A 17343-nucleotide genomic window follows, 5' to 3' on the forward strand; every position below is an offset into this window, starting at 1 on the left:
TAACCTGTATTTAACATGCGGATCGAGCCTGCCCAGCGCGGGCTTCCTTCCGCCCAATGCTTTTCTCGGAGGTGATCTTGAATGAAACGGAAGTATCCGGCTGGATTGGGGAACAGGTCAAGCACACCGTTCTTGCCGACACCCATGAGCACCTCGTCGAGGAGTCGCGGCGCACAAGCCCGCATTTTGATGGCATATTGCCTTGCGATGACTGGTCGCTGCTGTTCAAAAACTACCTACAAGACGATCTTTCCTGCGCCGGCATGACGACCGCCGAGAGCCAAAGGTTCTACGATCCCGATACCCCGGCGCAGACGAAGTTTACGATAGTGCGCCCCTACTGGGCTACTGTACAACACACTGGTTACGCCAGGGCGCTCAGTCTCACCCTTCGCGAACTCTACGGCATTGATGCCTTCAGCCCACACAATGTCGAGCAATTGTCCGCTCGTTATCAAGAAATGCGACGCCCAGGCTTCTATGCCCACATTTTGAAAGACGTATGCCGTCTCTCGCAATGCCATGTGAACTCCCTTGAAAAGGTCTACATGGAAACAGAGCAGCCCCAACTGCTCCAGAATGACATCAGTATCATGGAGTTGAGCCGCTGCAGCCTGACCGATATCCGGAAGGTGCAACAAGAACTCGACGTTGAGATCGGCAACCTGACAGAATGGCTCGCGGCGATTGATCAGTATTTCGAACGGTTTGGCCGGCAAGCCGTGTCGGTCAAGTATGTCGGCGCCTATTACCGGCGGCTGAACTTCGGACATGTCAGTCGACACGCCGCCGAGCGCTTCTTCGCAACGATGATCTCCGACCGGCCCTTTATTGGTACCGACGGTTATCAGGCGCTTGAGGATTATCTCGTGCACTACTGCCTCGGGAAAGCGCAGGAGTACGGACTACCTGTGAAAATTCACACCGGGTATCAGGCCGGTTCCGACTTCATGCCGCTTGCGCAGGTGCACAAGAACGCAAGTGACATCTGCAAACTGCTACAGGCCTATCCGGGGATACGCTTCGTGCTCATGCACATCGGCTATCCTTACCAAGACGAATATCTCGCCCTTTGCAAACACTACAAGAACGCGTACGTCGACATGTGCTGGGCATGGATCATCAATCCCCAGGCCTGTGTTCGTTTCCTTGCCGAATTCCTGGTTTCCGTTCCTTGCCACAAGGTTCTCACGTTCGGCGGTGATTATTCTATCGTCGAAAACATTGTCGGTCATAGCGTAATCGCCCGCCAAGGAATTACAGCGGCCCTTGCGCAGGTTGTCGGCCATGGCTGGATTGATCGGGGTGGCGTCCTGGACCTGATCCGACGCCTCATGCATGGAAACGCCGAGGAATTGTTTCCCAATGCGCGGAACACTTAAACACCTGTCGGGTGCGACGCGCCCGCGAACCCCCAGACGCGCCCGGCATCGACGCCAAAAATTTTGATCGCCGCCGCCGACCTGTCGTTTGGATTTTCGCTGAGTGACGCCTCGGTCGCCGCAGCAGCGGATGTCTACCATCCCGCCGCGACCCTTGAGGATGCGCTCGATGCGGTGATGTACTCAGCAATCGGTGCGGCCATCCTGAGCGTCTGCATCCATGGCGAAGAATGCTTCGTCGTGGCAGAACACCTCCTGCGGCGAAAAATCCCGTTCGCGTTCGCGCTGTCAGCAAATAGTTTTGATATCCCCGAAGTCTTCGCTCAAATTCCCCGCATGCTCAAATCGGACATGATCGACCAACTTCCCCGCTTGCTGGGGTTTATTGGCACAGGTCATCCATCGCGCGACACTCTGACCATTTCGATTCAAGATCTATCGAACCGGCGCCTTGGCACCGGACGCCCATCCCAACCACCAATCGAAGTCGACAGGAACGTCCACTCGGTTTCCCCCTATGCCTCCAGGGGGCGGTCGGATGGCCGAGATCTCCCTCGATAGCCAGGCACGTCCGAAGCTCCGCTCCGGCTACGTCAAAGTCAACGACCATATTCCCAAGGCGGCTCAGCGTTACTCCAACAGAAACCAATGACTCCGGAAGGTGCCTGAGGATGTATCCGAGCCGCGTAAGGCCCAGAAAGAAACTATTCTGACCGGTTCCGCCTTAATCACGAAGCCACAGACCTCTCCGTCCCCGCCGGCGGCGGCTGCAAAATACGTCTGGGCTCCGCGCGGCTACGACACATCCGTAGCGCTAAATAGCCACTATCTTCCTATAACATTTAGTCCTGCGAGGCATGACTTTTTGTCCGGTTGTTTTGTTACTCCCTCGTCGCTAGCGTTCCGAAATAAGAAGAGTTGGAACTCTTCAACTGCCCTAACCATCCAGTCGGCCAGGAAGTTTACCTGTACTTTTCGGGTAGCCAGCGGCTGTTGTTCGAAATGAACATTTGAGCGGTTTGACGCTGCCGAAACGGGCTACCCGTGCTGGTTCAAGCTGCGGTCTCTTAATAACTCTTTGGAGGTTCAGATGGGATATTTCAATAGGCATGGCAAGGCTATGCCCAAGCTCTTCGACGGCCTCTCCGACGATGTAAATAAGGGCGGGATGGATCGGCGCGAATTCCTAGCACTCGCTTCAATCTTTGGTGCGTCGACTGCGATGGCCTATTCGATGCTGGGTGCGATGCCGGCTGCGCAGGCGGAAGAAACTCCCCGGAAAGGTGGGATTCTGCGAATTGCCATGGTGATTTATGGTGCGAAGGATCCGCGCGTAAATGATTATTCTGAGATAGCAAATATCCATCGCCAATTCTTGGAGCCGTTGGTTAAGTACACCCCGGAATATACATTTGAACCCAAGCTTCTGGAAAGTTGGGATACAAATGATGAGGCGACCGAATACGTTCTTCACTTGCGAAAAGGCGTGAAGTGGAACAGTGGTGACGACTTCACTGCAGATGATGTGATGTTCAACCTATTGCGCTGGTGTGAAAGAGACGTGCCTGGAAACTCAATGGCCGGACGAATGGCCACGCTTATCGATCAAAAGACAGGCAAGGCAAGCGATGGCACCATCATAAAGGTTGACGACTACACCATTAAACTGAAGCTGCCGAAACCCGACATTACTATCATTCCCGGGCTTGCTGATTATCCCGCGCTCATCGTTCATCGCGACTACGAAAAAAACGGGTCCGACATTGTTGTGCATCCTGTGGGCACAGGACCGTTCGAACTGGTTTCATGGGCGGTGGGCCAAAAGGCCGTCCTGAAGCGTCGAACAAACGGTAGCTGGTGGGGCGGTGAAGTGTATTTGGACGAAGTGCAATTCATCGACTATGGCAGCGATCCCTCCGCTCTTACGAGTGCTTTCGAATCAGGCGAAGTTGATGCAAACTATCAAACGTACGCGGATTATGTCTCCATATTTGATGGCCTTGGTTTGGTGAAGTCTGAATCTCAAACGGCGAGCACGGTAGTGTGCCGCACTCACGTCGCTGCTAAACCCTACGACGATCAGCGTGTGCGCAATGCCCTGCAGTTGGCGGTCGACAATGGTGCTGTGTTGAAACTTGCCGTCAATGGCGACGGCACCGTCGCCGCGAATTATCATGTTGCACCATTGCAACCCGATTTTTATCCCGTCCCGGAAAAGAAACGGGACCTCGAAGCAGCTAAGCGGCTTATGGCCGAAGCTGGCCTGATGAATTTCGAACACGATATTATTAGTAGTGACGAGGATTGGCACAAGAACACGGGTGACGCGATTGCCGCACAGTGGCGCGAGGCCGGATTCAAGGTGAAGCGTACGCTTGTACCAATTAGCACTTTTTATAACGATTGGTTGAAATACCCTCTTTCGATAACAGACTGGAATCATCGGCCGTTAGGAATACAGACGATGGTGCTTGCCTACCGCAGTGGAGCAGCATGGAACGAGACGGGATGGGCCAACCCGGAATTCGACCAAAAAGTGGACGCGGCATTGACATTGCCGGATCCCAAGAAGCGCAAAGCTCTAATGCAGGATATTGAAATGCTTCTGCAAGAGTCAGGCATTATCATCCAGCCTTATTGGCTATCTTTGTTTAACCACGCGACAAAGCACGTCAGGGGCTATGCAATGCACCCGACGTTCGAGATTGATCTTGGCAAGGTGTGGCTCGACGGGACCGCATGAGATCGGCCAAAATTTCGGTCGTCCTTGACCTTTGTCAGGTTCGCGCTCAGAATTGCGCGTCCCCCCTCCCGGACGCGATCACCGCAGTGTTCCTGGAGGCGATGCGGGTGGCATCAGGCGAACTGTGGGCGTACAACAGCTGTACCTTGCGGATCCACGGGTAGGCCGTGCCTGGCTTAATTCCGACGAGACACAGCGGAATTTTGCCAGCATAACCCACGTCCGAACAGTGAAGGCAACGGGACGTTGCCGTCTTACTTCGAGATGCGAATACGGTAACGCACGTGCCCATCATGCTCGACATAAGAATCGTAGAGTTTGCGGGCGCGGATATTGCGTTCGTGGGCGTGCCAGTAGAGACGCTCCCAGCCGTTCTTTTTGCAGACTACGACGAGATCGTCGACGAGCGACCGGCCAATGCCAGAGCGGCGGAAATGCTCGTCAACATAAAGATCTTCGAGATAGCAGTCGTTGCTCATGACCCAAGATGAAGGGTGGGACAGATGGATAGCGAAGCCTGCAAGCGTACCGTCCTGCTCGGCGACACGCATGTTGACCGGCGAGGCGGGATCGAGGATGCTCTTCCATGTTGACGCGGTTACCTCGGGACGGAGCGTCATCCTAGAGAAGTGGACGTGGCGGTCCCAAAGTTTCCGCCAAGCGCGTTCGTGGTCCGGTCGTGCATCCGTGATTTCAAGCGCCATGGCGATCCCTCAAATGAAAGAACGGGAAACACCTTCGACCTGATGGCTTCCCTGGGGTTTGGGTTATTACCGGCGACTGTGCCGATCAGCTCAACTGTCCCCCATCTGCAAGTATGCCGCCTTGCGCTTTCAACCCCTCGCCATATGCAAAGCGCGATAGGATGGCGTAAGGGCTGCAGGTTTAATGTCCCTCAATATCATCGACCGCATGTCCGGAATGCAGGGTGGGGTTGGTGCAGCCGATGCAGGAGCCGAGACTCGTCTGTTCAATGTCGGCGTAGCGCTGGACGAATTTCGGAAAGAAGGCGGGTTCCGGCAGGGGCTCGACATAGGTCAGTGAAACGCAGGACCGGGCGACGCGTCCAAAGAGGAAGCCAGGCTTGGTGGCCAACGGACGCCCACAGCATTCCGTCTCGTCCAAGAAGATCCTCGCCGAACAGGCATCGTATCAACCAGTTCAGCGCATCGTGTGATGCATTCCCCCAGATCTGCGCGTCCCGCCTGAGTTTTGCCGTTCGACGCGCAGGACATTCTCTCATTCATTAGGCTTCCTCTGGCCCCAAGTTTTGACAAATACGCGAGGTGTCTTCTGCCATCCGTCACCAGCAGCTCCTGTTGCCTCGCTACGAGGAAGTTCAAAACTCGTGCCAACTGAGCGCTGCAGGCGATCGAGACACGCCGAGTGGCACATGCTGCCTAAAGAGCAGACCTAGGGGCACTTCAGGGTAGGTCACGTCGCTTGTCCGTCGCCGCGGCCAAATTCCTGCGTTATTTTGGTCGGGCCTCCGACATTCTTGTCCAACTTCGAACAAAAAGGGTTGCGCAATTGTTCAGCCCCCTCTCGTCGCCGCAAAAGCAAGTGTGATTGCATAGCCATACGTCAATTGGCACGGCGCTTGCTCTGGATACAGTCGCCATTGTCGTCTTCGTTTGCCGAGCAGATATGGAGGATCGAAGAGGCCGGCATGGCGGACCGTATTTAAGCGACTTGGAATGTGCCCTTCGGGCCAATACGAAACTCTAAGCAGTCTCCCCCAGAAGGCGGAGCGAACGTTCCATAGGGTGTGAGTTTTCGGAAGATCAGCGTGAGTTTCTATTCAATATAAACCTTATATCAACAGGAGTTTATTATAGTGAAATCTAACGGTAATTTGGACAAGCGTCGTAAAGCAGCTCTTCCTACAGGAGTATCTTGCGACAATACAATATACATTGAGCGAGGTCAGAATGCAGAGCTTTGGGATGTCGAAGGACGACGATACATTGATTTCGTAGGTGGAGCAGGGGCACTCGCGGTCGGACACTCGCATCCGAACATTCTCGCTGCCGTACAGGCTCAACTTAATAGGTTCAGCCACACGTATTTCGGGACTATTCCTTATGAGACCTACATTGCCCTCGCGGAGCGCTTGAACGAGCGTTGCAAGGTGGGCGGGCGGGCCAAGACTTTGCTCGTCACGACCGGTGCGGAGGCGGTCGAAAACGCTGTCAAAATTGCCCGCGCCTACACCAATCGGCATGGAATCGTTGTATTCGGCGGCGCATTTCATGGTCGCACGCTGTTGACGATGGCGATGACGGGAAAGGTAAATCCATACAAAGAGTCATTCGGGCCCTTTCCTGGGGGCATCTATCGCGCGCCCTTCCCCGATCTGTATCGGGGCGTCGAGGTCGAGCACTGCTTATCAGCGTTGGACACGATTTTTGAAACCGAGATTGAGCCAAGTGCGGTCGCCACTTTCGTGATCGAGGCGCTTCAAGGGGAAGGTGGTTTTGTTCCCGCACCCGTTGAGTTCATGGAAGGTATCCGGCGGCTTTGCGACCGGCATGGTATCGTCCTCGTAGTCGACGAGGTTCAATCTGGCTTCGGGAGAACCGGTCGTCTGTTTGCGGTTGAACATACCGGCATTGAGCCTGACTTGATCGCCATGGGCAAAAGCCTAGGAGCCGGTCTGCCCATTTCCGCAGTGGTCGGAAAAGCGGAGATGATGGATTCCGTCGGGATCGGCGGCCTTGGCGGGACATATGCCGCCAATCCGCTGGCATGCGCCGCCGCATTGGCAGTTCTGGACGTGTTGGACAATGAAAATCTGCTTGAGCGTGCTCGGGAGATCGGTGCCAGGTTCATCGCTGGTTTTCAGCGTATCCAGAAGAAGAATCGTACGCTGATTGGCGACATCCGCGGCCTGGGCGCGATGATCGGCGTGGAATTTGTCGAAGATCAAAGGACCCGCAAACCCGCCCGCTCCCTGGTCGCCAAAGTGATCAAGGAAGCGGCCAATCGCGGCTTGCTACTCGTATCGGCCGGCCGACACTTCAACGTGATCCGCCTCCTTGCCCCGTTAACCCTATCTGATGCATTAATTGACGAAGCTTTGAGTATCATCGAAGATTCAATTGATGCTGTGGTCGATAATCTTGCGCCCGAAAACCCAGCGGCCGCTTAGGCTCGGTCGTATGCATTATCACCGCCAGCTTGCGCGCCACAACCACAGCAGCTCTTTTGACGCCGATTCTCTCCCACAGTTGACGAGCTAGCCCTGTCTCCGACAGCCGGTTGCCGCGAGAGAGCTGAGAAGAACCGCGGGATCCTTTGGCGTCGGCTGCCAATCACGAGGTCATGCTGTTTATCTCGCTGGCTCAGGCGCGCGTAGCCATCACCCTGTGGCGCGCCGACTACAACACCGCGCGGCCGCACTCCCTCGCCTAGCAGACACCGGCCGAGTTCGCCACCACCTTCAATCCGCGACGGTCGCTCGCTCTGGGCTATTCAAAGGCTCCGCGCCAGCGCCCGTCACTTCACCCGCCCAGCACTACACAACCCACGCCGGAAACGAACCCAAAATTGGATAAAAACTGGGGGGCAACGTCACTGTCCGCTCTCCGCGACCGCTGAGCGTAACAAGCGATGTCCTGTCGCCGCATGACAACTCGCGACGAGACCAGGAGGCCCCAACGACCGCAAGCTTCGCGCGCGCATGAAGGCGATCCCGCAAGCCGGTTGGGATGCCGGCGTCTACTTGTCATGCTGAGTGCGAGGGACGTTCGTGGACCACAAGCGAGAGACGACTTGTCAGGCTTCTCGTGTGAACCAGAAGCTATTGTGCCGCTTGTCGAGCGGCGGCGCAGGCAATCTCTAGAGCATCAAGTGGAGTAGGCACCAACGCCGCGAGGTCTGTTGCATCAGTTTCCAAAAACCCGGCCGCTGCCGCCGACGAAATGGACATCAGCATAGGAGGTTGGAAAGGGAACAGAGGCAGAGCCGAAAGCCGCGCGCGTTCCTCCTCAAAGCTGCTCGGCTGATAAGGGATTGCTATCCTTTGCGCGAGGTCCGCGATGGAAAAGGCGCTAGCTCCCGACAGCTCGTAGCAGCGGCCGGCATGCCTAGCCGGATCGCCGAGCACCGCAAGCGCGGCTTCGGCCAGATCCGCTCTTGCAACCGCGGAAATCCGACCCTCGCCAAAAGGGGTGAAAATCACCCCGTCGCGCGGCGCGGCGAGAGAGCCGATCAGTTCTGCGTAGAGACCGTTGCGGAGGATGGTCCAAGCCATGCCGCTTGCCTGAAGCTCGCGTTCGGTCCAGCGGTGGGCCAAGGCAAAGCCGAGATGATCGCTCGCACAGGTAACGCTCGTGTAAACGACTTGCTTCACGCCCTGCGCGCGGGCAGCAGCGAGAACGGCACCGTGTCGACGCATTATGCAATCGTCTTCGGCAGAGCCGGCCGAGGTTAGGAGCACGGTCTCGGCGCCGGCGAAGTCAAGCGTATCAGGTCTGTCGAAGTCAATGTTCCGGTCAGCACCGGCGGCTCTGCTGGCGGTCAGAACGGCAATGCCCTGCTGCCGCGCCCGTCTTACGATCTGCGATGCCAACTGCCCTGAGGCTCCGGTGATGAGGATCATGGCTCTTCCTTCCATGGATGGAGGCACTTAAGGCGCTCCAAGCTTTGTCGATGAGGGCCCAGGTCATTTTCACGGTCCCGCCGAACTTACCCGCTCCAGTCGACAACCCCGATCCACCCGTTCGAGGTTGCCAACGCACCACTATAGAAGGGTCTTCGTCAGCTTGGCCCGATACTCTTCATCCAAAATGGCGGGGAGGGATATCTTTTTGGTTCGCGCTCCGTCGACAGAGATGATTTCACCGCTGACGAAACTGGAATCCTCACTGGCCAACCACAGGACCGCATTGGCTATCTCCTTTGGAGCTCCGATTCGTCCGACCGGATGAAGTTGAACCAACTCCCTCTCGATCAAGCTTGGGTCCGGGTGCATCTCGACGTACGCACGGTTCAGATCGGTATCGATCCAGCCGGGGCATACGGTATTGCAACGGATCCCATCAGGCCCGAGATCAACGGCCAGTCCTAGTGTAAGGCCATGGACGCCGGCCTTCGTGGCCGCGTAGGCAGTATGCCATGGGTTGACCATATAGGCCTCTACGGACCCGATGTTGACGATCGTGCCTGAGCCCACGAGTCTCATCTCCGGGACCACATACTTGGCCATTAAAAACGGGCCACGGAGATTGACCGCCATTAGCCTGTCCCAATCCTCGGCGGTCTGTTCGTCGATCGACTTATGAATGACGGTGCCGGCATTGTTGATCAGTACATCGATCCTGCCAAACTTCTCGAGGACCTCGTCAACGAATGTCCGAACCGAGACCTCTTCTGTGACGTCAAGAGATATGAACGTGAGCCTCTCGACGCCGCCGGAATGTACGGCGCGATGGTCACGCAAGTCGCCGACGACAACCGCGGCGCCTTCATCAGCGAGCCTTTCTGCGATCGCCCGCCCAATGCCCCGATTACCACCGGTGACAATGGCAACTTTGCCTGTTAGCCGATTACCCAAAAATTCCTCCTATCGTGCGTGACACTGTCATCTATTGGAATAGCAATCCCTGTGATGTGCCTAGCTTCCTCGCTCGCGAGGTAGATCGTCAGACCTACGATTCATTCGCAGTAAGCAACGCGAACCCTGAGGGTTGAATCAATGTTCATCTGGAGGACCTCGTCAATGCTAACTGTATTGTTATGGGCAGAAACAAGCATGGGGCCAGCACCGGGCAGGCCGCGTTGACACTGATTTGCTCTTTGGCATGATCGAGCGCCATCGCTTTTGTGAACAGAACGACGGCACCCCTTTGACGCACAATAGACAGCCAGCCCGGGACGCCAACCAACCCCACATTCGAGACGATGTTAACAATGCTGCTGCCGCCGTTTTCCTCATAGCCTTCACGGCAGCGCGGCTGAAGTAGAAAACACCGCTGACATTGGCGTCGAATGTCTGACGCCAATCATCGTCCGTGGTATCGGGGACGCTCCTACGCCGGATAATCCCAGCGCTGTTCACCAACACGCTAACCTTTCCGAACCGCTCTACGCTGGAATTAATCACCTGGCCGGCGAAGGAGGAGTCAGCCACATCGCCTTGCATCAAGCGGCCGACCAAACCAGTGACGCCTCTGCCGCGGCGAAGGCCTCTACGACAGCCTCCCCCTATCCCCCACCTTGCCCCCGTAACGATAACTACTTTCTTGGAATGCAGGCATGGTAATGATTGCCCATTAGAAATAATGAGGTCTAGGGGTTGAAGGCTGGTCAGCAAGATGCCGAACGCGGTGTCAGTTTTACAAACGCTTGGGTTAGTCGTGGCGCACCTCTCACCGTCACAACCTTCGGCCGAAATAATCCAAACAATCATCGCCATCTCCCATCAACCGTTCTGCCGCTCTGGTGCCCGCCTGTGCAAGCTACTGATCGAAGGTGTGGAGACAAACTGCCATCAAAGATTTGACAAAGGTCCTTTGCTACATAATCGGGAGCGTCGTTCTCGCCTTGACGCAACTCACGGCAGTCGTTGAAGCCAGTGGACAGGAGAAGTGAGTCGAGCCCGGCAGCCTTTGCGCCCTTGATGTCGGTATCAATCTGGTCGCCAACCATCAAAAGACGCTCGCTACCTGCCCGAGCGATGCACTCTTCGAAAATCGCTTTTCCTGGCTTGCCCATAAACTCCGCCGGGATCGGAGGAGCTCCAAACGGTGCTAGTCCGGCGTCAAGCATTGGCCCTATTATGCCTGGTCCAAAGATCAACGAGCCGTCATTGCTGGGATAAATGATGTCCGCATTTGCCGCGATCATACCGGGCATTTCGCCGGTCTCAATCAGCCGTCGGTGAAAGACCGACAGAATGCGGTCGGCAACTCTTTTGAAGTCGAAACCTTCGTCGTCGAGCACCACGAGCGTGTCGAATGTCTCGGCTGTCTCAGCGCCACGAAGGTTCGGATGCTTTCCGAAAATGTCATGCGCAGCGTGTGAACTGCCCACATACGAGAGTAGCCGTCCGGCTGCCAGATCTTGGAGCACGCGACGTCGTGCGACACCTCCGGCCGACACGATCTGGTCCACCGCCGGAATCGGAAGTCCGGCACCGCGGAGACGTGCGAGTATGGTTTTATCCGATCCACTGCTAATATTCGTCACAATGTAGTATGGCTGACCAGACTTATTAAGCCGGGCCAAGATTTCAGCAGCGCCTGGGAGGGCGTCATCTCCAATGATCAGGACTCCCGTCGCGTCGAAAAGTATCGCGTCATAGCAATCTGCCAGCGTCTGGGGAGGTGGGCGTTCGGGAGCGGCGGTGGGGAGACAAGCCGAATCCGTGCTTGGCTGAAATGTGCGCGCCTCAGAGGACGGAAAACAGCCGTGACGCAAGATGCTCGCTTCGGGTGGTATGCCGCCCTGGCACGCGTCGCCATAAGCCCAGGCCAGCCATTCGCATAATATCGAAAGATCTTCTGACTCGACAGTGGGGCCCGCCCATATCCGAAATCCCGGGGGCGCGTCACCGTAGCTCCAAATGTCAAAAGCCGCGCCCTCCGCTTCGAGCAGATGGCTCATCCGCCCGGCGATTTTGCCATCGTTCTCCGTCTCTCCGGCAGCTCGTCGCTCTGTTGAAAGCCGGAGGGTGATTGAACAGGCCGAGCGTGAAGCGGGATCGGGGCAAGTCCAATCGATCCAGGGAGTGGAGTCGACCCAGTCCGCCATGACAGCGTAGTTATCGACAACCCTGTTCAGAAGCGCGGGTAGTCCACCGCACGCTTCGGCCCAGTCGAGCGCAGAATGGATATCCTCGACGGCGAACATGCTGGGTGTCGAAATCGTGCGGCCGCCAAAGAATGCTTCGTTCACAGACCCATCGGCATTGTGGAGTTTCATGAGCCTGGCTACGGGCTTAACCCTGCTGACTTTCAGCCGTGCCTGGGCCCGAGGCGAGAGCGCGATCATGCCATGGCCGCCTTCGCCGCCAAGTGCCTTCTGCCATGACCAGCACAGAACGTCGGTTCGATCGTAGTCGATGCGCCTGGTAAAAGCTGCCGAGACGGCATCTGCGATCACGATCCCGGCACGGTCCGGAAAAATCCAATCAAGATCAGGAGGACAGACGCCGCTGTTGGTGCCGTTTAATACCAGAACAATGTCGTGATTGGGATCGATCCCGCTGGTGTCCGGGAATTCCCCGAAAGCACAGACGTGGCGCCTCTGGGAGGCTAGCCCTAACGTGTCGATCTCATTTGCCCAATACCGCGAGAAGCTATCTGACACGAATGTTTCGACTGGGAACGGGCCTAGCAGATTTTGTAGGGCCATGCTGCAAGCCCCAGTGCCCGAACCGGGCACGATTCCGCACAGCCAACTATCAGGCAGCTCTAGCAAAGAGGCCATGCGCCTGATTACCCCTTTCAGCCTTTCTGCTCCCTCGGGACTCCGGTGGCTTCGTCCAACATATCGGAGCATGGTTGGGGGCACGCTCCAACCAGGATGTTTCCGGCAAGGGCCTGATGAAAACCGCGGATCGGACGGGAGGACGGATGGTTTCACAGCCGCATTTCGTAGAGCCATGGCTACCTCCAAATTGGGAAACGGGCGGAGCCAACTGTGGTCAGGCGATCTTCTGCGCCATTAGCTCCGAGAGTTTGTCGTCGGCAAAACTTAGCCGTTGATCGGCGCTGAGATTCGAAAGGAGGTCGATAATCGCGGCATCAGACAAGGCCCCCTCTTCGCGCAGCTTTTGTACATAGGAAGGATGGATGAAGTTTGAGCCCGCGAACTGATATGCCGCGCTGCTTCCCCAGCCATACTGTTTGCGAAGTGGATCGAAGTGACGCCGGACGTGATCCAGAAGCACCTTTTCGACGGGTGTATCGAGGTGACCGAGAATCGGCAGGAGCTGCTCGCTAGCTGTGTTTCCGGCCCCGCGGCCCATGCCGCCCATGGTGCAGTCTATCCATCTCGCTCCCGCCATCGCGGCTGCAACTGAATTGATCAGTGCGTAGCCCCGGTTGTCATGGCCGTGAAATCCAACGTCACTCTTAAGCCGACCCGCAAACCGGCCGATAAATTCCTGGACGCGGCTTGGCTTCATCGAGCCGAACGAGTCAGCGATGTAAAGCACGTCAAAGGTGTCGATCTGCTCTAACTCTTTCAGGCACGTCTCAAGTTCTGCTGCATCGGCTGCATCGATCTGCATGAGGTTCAAAAACACACGGAAGCCCCTTTGAGACAACTCAGCGCAAATGTCCCTACAGGCATCCAATTTGCTGTAATGCGCCGCTAAGCGTATGGTCGTGATCCGCCCTGGCAGTAGTCCTTCTATTAGGTGGTCCACGGCAAGAGATATGGGCAGTTCGCCCGCATACACATCCTTGGCATCGATCATCACGCATGCGTCGACCGAGAGATCAGCGGCGACCTGTTCGGCCTTAGAGCTCGTCATACTGGCGAAGTATCCGCGGCTCTCAGGCTTTCCTGCTAGCCCCAACTCGACCATGCGTACCGGGAGAGCGTTGATGGTAGCGATGTAGTCCGAGACCAATCCTGGTGCAAAATCCCAATCCGTGTAGTAGCCGCCGTCACGCAGGGTGCAGTCTAGGAGGTTAACTTCATCCGGTATCGTGCTAAACATTATCCTACTTCCTTCTGACGCCAGCACCACATCTGGCCGTCTTGGATCAGCTTGCGGCGTAGCCCCCATCGACATAGAGAATCTCGCCGGTCACAAACGATGCAGCTGGACTTGCGAGGAAAATGTAAGGCCCGAAATATTCGGACAAATTGCCCCGGCGCCGCATTGGAGTGAGGTCCATTGCCCGGCGCTGGTAAGGGGTGTCGAGGTTAGGATGGACCCCATCCATGAAGTTGTTGATGAATCCAGGTGCGACGGCATTTACGCGAATGCCCTTGTCGGCCCATTCTACCGCCATGGTACGCGTCAGTTGATTGACACCTCCTTTAGTCGCAGCATAGACAGTCAGGCCCGGTATGCCGAGCGAACTGGCGACTGACGATGTCATGATGATGCTGCCGCCGCCTCGATCGAACATTGCTTGGGCGGAAAACTTCGCACAATAGTAGTAGCCACGCAGATTGGTGTCGACAATTTCGTCCCATTCCGCCTCTTCGAATGAATGTGCTGGCTTAATGACGTCGGTGCCTGCGTTGCAGACCATCACATCGATCTGCCCAAACCGGTCGACCGTGCCGCTGATGAGCGCCTTACAATCGTCGTGCGACCGCACATCAGAACGGATGGCTGCCACGTTGATTCCCTGGCCCCCAAGTTCGGCCTCTGCTTCAGTCAGCTCTTCAATATTGTGCGACGAAAGGACTATCTTGGCACCCAACCGTCCAAAACAGGTAGCGAGCGCCTTCCCTAGCCCGCGGCTAGAGCCTGAAATGCAGACCACCTTGCCATCAACTCCGAAGAGCTCTTGGTATCCTTTTGCAGCAGTCGCCGAACTATGAGCTGTATCTGACATAGAGATTACCCAATCCAGCTATGAATACAGCCGTGTCCAATTGAACGGTCGAGATCAATGACGGCTCTGTTTGCGTTGACTTCGTTCATGCGACGGTTTCTGGTGCGACGAGTTGTTCAAACGGTTGCACTCAGCCCACCATCGATGACGATCAGGGCGCCGCTGACATAGGCGGCGCGAGCGCTGGCCAGGAATGCAGCAACTGCCGCGAATTCCGAGGGATCGCCAAGGCGCCGGGCCGGGGTCCTATCCTCAAGCGCACGGATGGCTTCAGCGTGGTCGCCGAGGCGATTGGCTTCGTGAATCGCGGTGCTGTGTGCTCCAGGTGCCAGCACGTTTACCGTGATGCTCTCCCCCGACAACTCTTGTACGAGCGCGTGGCAGTAGGGCACTAGCCCTGCTCGTGCGACACCCGACAACGCGAAATGTACCGGCGTCCGTACTATAGCCTCGGAAGCGAGCATCAAAATTCGCCCCCCCCGCGAGCGCCGCAGATGAGGCAAAGCAGCCGTAACTAGATTTATCGAAGGTAAAAGCACTCGGTAAAACGCATCCTCGAAATCCTTAGGCGTCATGGCCGAGGGTGGCCCAGCAGAAACGCCGCCGCAATTCGTCACCAAGATGTCGATACCCCGAAAATGCTCTGCTGTTTCGGCAACCCAAGCTGCCGCATCCGCGCAGTCGGTTACATCGGTCGCGCGCGCCAGCACTTCGGCGCCTGCGCCGCGCAATCGATCCACTGCTCTTTCTAGCCGCCCCGAATTCCGCCCACAGATCGACAAGCGGCAGCCTTCGCTAGCCAGTTCCTCGGCTGTAGCCAAACCTAGGCCGCTGGAGGCGGCCGCGACTAGTGCCACCTTGCCGTCAAGCCCTAAATTCATTTTCTCCTCCTCTCTTCTTGGCACCGTTGCAGATAGCCAAGCATGTGCCGTGCCAAAAAGAAAAACATGCGAAAACAGTATGATAGCCCTGCCGAAAGAACATCGGTTTTGCTCTTACGTCGGCTTTCCTACATTTGTGTCGCATGCACGCCGATACGGCTTCCGCTGAAGACAGCGTTGGGGTAAGCAGCTTGAATTTTTGCCGAGGCGAATTATGCGCTTCTCGCGGAAACCTGCCTCTCCTTGCCGGCGCCGTTTATGCGCACTTCCTGACCACCGTTCACCAGGCTGCATGGGTTCAAGTTGAGAGGCTGATTACCTACTCTTGGCCTCCCTGACATCATTGCGGGGCTGTCAGCTTTGAGCGAGCAAGTTACGTGCCGACTACTGCACTGTTGTGAATCACATCGCTCGTCCAACCAGACAGTCTAGCCCGGCCTGCTTTTTGTCGGGCTTACAGCACTCTTGTCTAGTTTCGGACAAAAAGGTTTTGTGGGTGGACATGCGCGCGTATCGTCATATTAACGAGGTGCAACCCGGTCACCGCACCGTTTCCTGCGGAAGATGAACATTATGTACCTATATTTCGACGTTGTAACTTAACGTAATATAAAATTCTCAGAAATTACCAGCTTGTTCCTGCATCCGCTGTTACAGTCACTCTTGATAAACAGATCGACTCTTTCTGCTAACTGTCTTGGGAATGTCGATTTCCTATCGTGGATAGCGTCGATAGGACCGGCAGCAACCAGCTCAAAAATTGCTGGCCAACCCCGCCGGGTGGGTCAAGCCGGATGAACGTATGTCGTCTCCGCTAGTGTTATCTCGGCGTGAATCCTTGTGTTCTGAAGTATTCGCATAGTCAAACACCATGCTTCGCATAGTGGAAAAGAAACATTCGTGGTTGAATAATGGTCATTGCGCGCCAAATAATAATGCAGTGCCGCACTCATCTGCCCTTACACGGAGAAACCAAATGAAGACCTTGGATCAGCAGACAACACCGGAGGAAGCCGCACGGAAGCGCATGAAAGGATCCCATGACCTCGACGGCGACGCCGGTCGCTTGGCCGACTTATATCGCGGATGGGCGAGTGCCTTCGATCTGGATCAGGGCCGGGTCGGGTACTGCGGCCCGATGATCGTGGCGGAGCTGGCAGGGGCCGTGCAGACGGCCTACTTGGCTAGAGAGCGAAATACCATCGCAATCCTGGACGCTGGCTGCGGAACAGGGCTCGTCGGAGTGGAACTGAAACGCCTCGGCTTCCGGTTGATTGACGGGTTCGATCTCTCCGAAGAGATGGCTGAAAAGGCCCGGCAAACCGGTGTCTACCGCCAGGCCCGAGGAGATGTCGATCTTAACGGGCAGCTCTCCGACTACTCACGTGCGAGTTATGACTTGACCGTCTGTTGCGGCGTCCTAACGCTCGGACACGTCCGACCGGATGGATTGCGCGAGCTGGCTCGCGTCACCCGCCCGAACGGCTTCATCATTGCAAGCACGCGGAAGAGCTATGTGGAGACTACATCCTTTGAAGACCAGGTGCGGTCTATGCAGGATGAAGGCGTTCTTATACCGGCACAGTGTCTAAGGAATGGGAGATACGTCGCCGAGGAAGACGCACACTATTGGGTCTTCCAGGTGCCCGAGAAGGTGAGCGCACCGACGGACAAGCTGCTATGACCACGATACCGCAAACCTCGCCGACGACGAACTGGGGAGCATGAAAAAGGTGGGGGTGCCGTCCGCCATGGGTTAGCGTGGGCGCCATGTCTGACGATGGCGCATCTGGTGTTTACCGGTTGAAAGG

13 protein-coding genes and 2 pseudogenes are annotated in these 17343 nt (G+C 56.3%); 6 read left to right on the forward strand and 9 right to left on the reverse strand.

What is annotated here, in order from left to right; translation table 11 throughout:
- The first annotated feature begins 77 nt into the window (after positions 1-77).
- The 3 genes from ACWGTI_RS28980 (at position 78) to ACWGTI_RS28990 (ending at position 4125) form a co-directional block, all read left to right on the forward strand.
- Positions 78-1382 carry an amidohydrolase family protein gene (locus ACWGTI_RS28980; RefSeq protein WP_454590210.1) on the forward strand — a complete coding sequence of 435 codons (1305 nt, stop codon included), beginning with the start codon at positions 78-80 and terminating at the stop codon, positions 1380-1382.
- A gap of 63 nt (positions 1383-1445) precedes the next feature.
- Positions 1446-1943 (forward strand): hypothetical protein, encoded by a 498-nt coding sequence (locus tag ACWGTI_RS28985; protein ID WP_454590211.1) that lies wholly within the window; start codon positions 1446-1448, stop codon positions 1941-1943.
- Between the two features lie 529 nt (positions 1944-2472).
- Entirely contained in the window at positions 2473-4125 is a 1653-nt protein-coding gene (locus ACWGTI_RS28990; protein ID WP_454590212.1) for an ABC transporter substrate-binding protein, read from the forward strand.
- A 254-nt stretch (positions 4126-4379) separates the two neighbouring features.
- Here the strand turns inward: ACWGTI_RS28990 and ACWGTI_RS28995 are convergent, their stop codons facing one another.
- Both ACWGTI_RS28995 and ACWGTI_RS29000 read right to left on the reverse strand, forming a co-directional pair.
- Positions 4380-4829, reverse strand: a complete 450-nt coding sequence (locus ACWGTI_RS28995; RefSeq protein WP_454590213.1) for an N-acetyltransferase family protein — start codon at positions 4827-4829, stop codon at positions 4380-4382.
- Positions 4830-5010: 181 nt separating this feature from the next.
- Positions 5011-5250 (reverse strand): hypothetical protein, encoded by a 240-nt coding sequence (locus tag ACWGTI_RS29000; protein ID WP_454590214.1) that lies wholly within the window; start codon positions 5248-5250, stop codon positions 5011-5013.
- Positions 5251-5962: 712 nt separating this feature from the next.
- Between ACWGTI_RS29000 and gabT the strand changes: the two genes are divergently transcribed.
- Together gabT and ACWGTI_RS29010 are read left to right on the forward strand one after the other, a co-directional pair.
- Complete coding sequence (gene gabT, locus ACWGTI_RS29005) at positions 5963-7276, forward strand: 4-aminobutyrate--2-oxoglutarate transaminase (protein WP_454590215.1); 1314 nt, start codon at positions 5963-5965, stop codon at positions 7274-7276.
- 176 nt (positions 7277-7452) lie between these two features.
- Positions 7453-7682 (forward strand): annotated as a pseudogene (locus ACWGTI_RS29010) (integrase core domain-containing protein); the annotation flags it as partial.
- Positions 7683-7927: 245 nt separating this feature from the next.
- Here the strand turns inward: ACWGTI_RS29010 and ACWGTI_RS29015 are convergent.
- The 7 genes and pseudogenes from ACWGTI_RS29015 to ACWGTI_RS29045 form a co-directional block, all read right to left on the reverse strand.
- Entirely contained in the window at positions 7928-8728 is an 801-nt protein-coding gene (locus tag ACWGTI_RS29015; RefSeq protein ID WP_454590216.1) for an NAD(P)H-binding protein, read from the reverse strand.
- A 141-nt stretch (positions 8729-8869) separates the two neighbouring features.
- Entirely contained in the window at positions 8870-9682 is an 813-nt protein-coding gene (locus ACWGTI_RS29020; RefSeq protein WP_454590217.1) for an SDR family NAD(P)-dependent oxidoreductase, read from the reverse strand.
- 145 nt (positions 9683-9827) lie between these two features.
- Positions 9828-10543, reverse strand: a pseudogene (locus ACWGTI_RS29025) (SDR family NAD(P)-dependent oxidoreductase).
- Complete coding sequence (locus ACWGTI_RS29030; protein ID WP_454590218.1) at positions 10534-12438, reverse strand: HAD-IA family hydrolase; 1905 nt, start codon at positions 12436-12438, stop codon at positions 10534-10536. The pseudogene ACWGTI_RS29025 and the gene ACWGTI_RS29030 overlap by 10 nt, the downstream one beginning before the upstream one ends.
- A gap of 337 nt (positions 12439-12775) precedes the next feature.
- Positions 12776-13798: a hypothetical protein gene (locus ACWGTI_RS29035; protein WP_454590219.1), complete on the reverse strand. Its 1023-nt coding sequence runs from the start codon at positions 13796-13798 to the stop codon at positions 12776-12778.
- A 46-nt stretch (positions 13799-13844) separates the two neighbouring features.
- Positions 13845-14651 carry an SDR family NAD(P)-dependent oxidoreductase gene (locus ACWGTI_RS29040; protein WP_454590220.1) on the reverse strand — a complete coding sequence of 269 codons (807 nt, stop codon included), beginning with the start codon at positions 14649-14651 and terminating at the stop codon, positions 13845-13847.
- A gap of 116 nt (positions 14652-14767) precedes the next feature.
- Positions 14768-15532, reverse strand: a complete 765-nt coding sequence (locus tag ACWGTI_RS29045; RefSeq protein ID WP_454590221.1) for an SDR family NAD(P)-dependent oxidoreductase — start codon at positions 15530-15532, stop codon at positions 14768-14770.
- Between the two features lie 976 nt (positions 15533-16508).
- Between ACWGTI_RS29045 and ACWGTI_RS29050 the strand changes: the two genes are divergently transcribed.
- Entirely contained in the window at positions 16509-17216 is a 708-nt protein-coding gene (locus ACWGTI_RS29050; RefSeq protein WP_454590222.1) for a class I SAM-dependent DNA methyltransferase, read from the forward strand.
- The last annotated feature ends 127 nt before the right edge of the window (positions 17217-17343 follow it).

This window comes from Mesorhizobium sp. ArgA1, from assembly GCF_053714375.1.

Coding starts and splice junctions, on each gene's coding strand:
- ACWGTI_RS29015 (WP_454590216.1), bottom strand. CDS start 8,728: ATGATCCTCATCACCGGAGCCTCAGGGCAGTTGGCATCGCAGATCGTA.
- ACWGTI_RS29050 (WP_454590222.1), top strand. CDS start 16,509: ATGAAGACCTTGGATCAGCAGACAACACCGGAGGAAGCCGCACGGAAG.
- ACWGTI_RS29035 (WP_454590219.1), bottom strand. CDS start 13,798: ATGTTTAGCACGATACCGGATGAAGTTAACCTCCTAGACTGCACCCTG.
- ACWGTI_RS28990 (WP_454590212.1), top strand. CDS start 2,473: ATGGGATATTTCAATAGGCATGGCAAGGCTATGCCCAAGCTCTTCGAC.
- ACWGTI_RS29040 (WP_454590220.1), bottom strand. CDS start 14,651: ATGTCAGATACAGCTCATAGTTCGGCGACTGCTGCAAAAGGATACCAA.
- ACWGTI_RS29045 (WP_454590221.1), bottom strand. CDS start 15,532: ATGAATTTAGGGCTTGACGGCAAGGTGGCACTAGTCGCGGCCGCCTCC.
- ACWGTI_RS28995 (WP_454590213.1), bottom strand. CDS start 4,829: ATGGCGCTTGAAATCACGGATGCACGACCGGACCACGAACGCGCTTGG.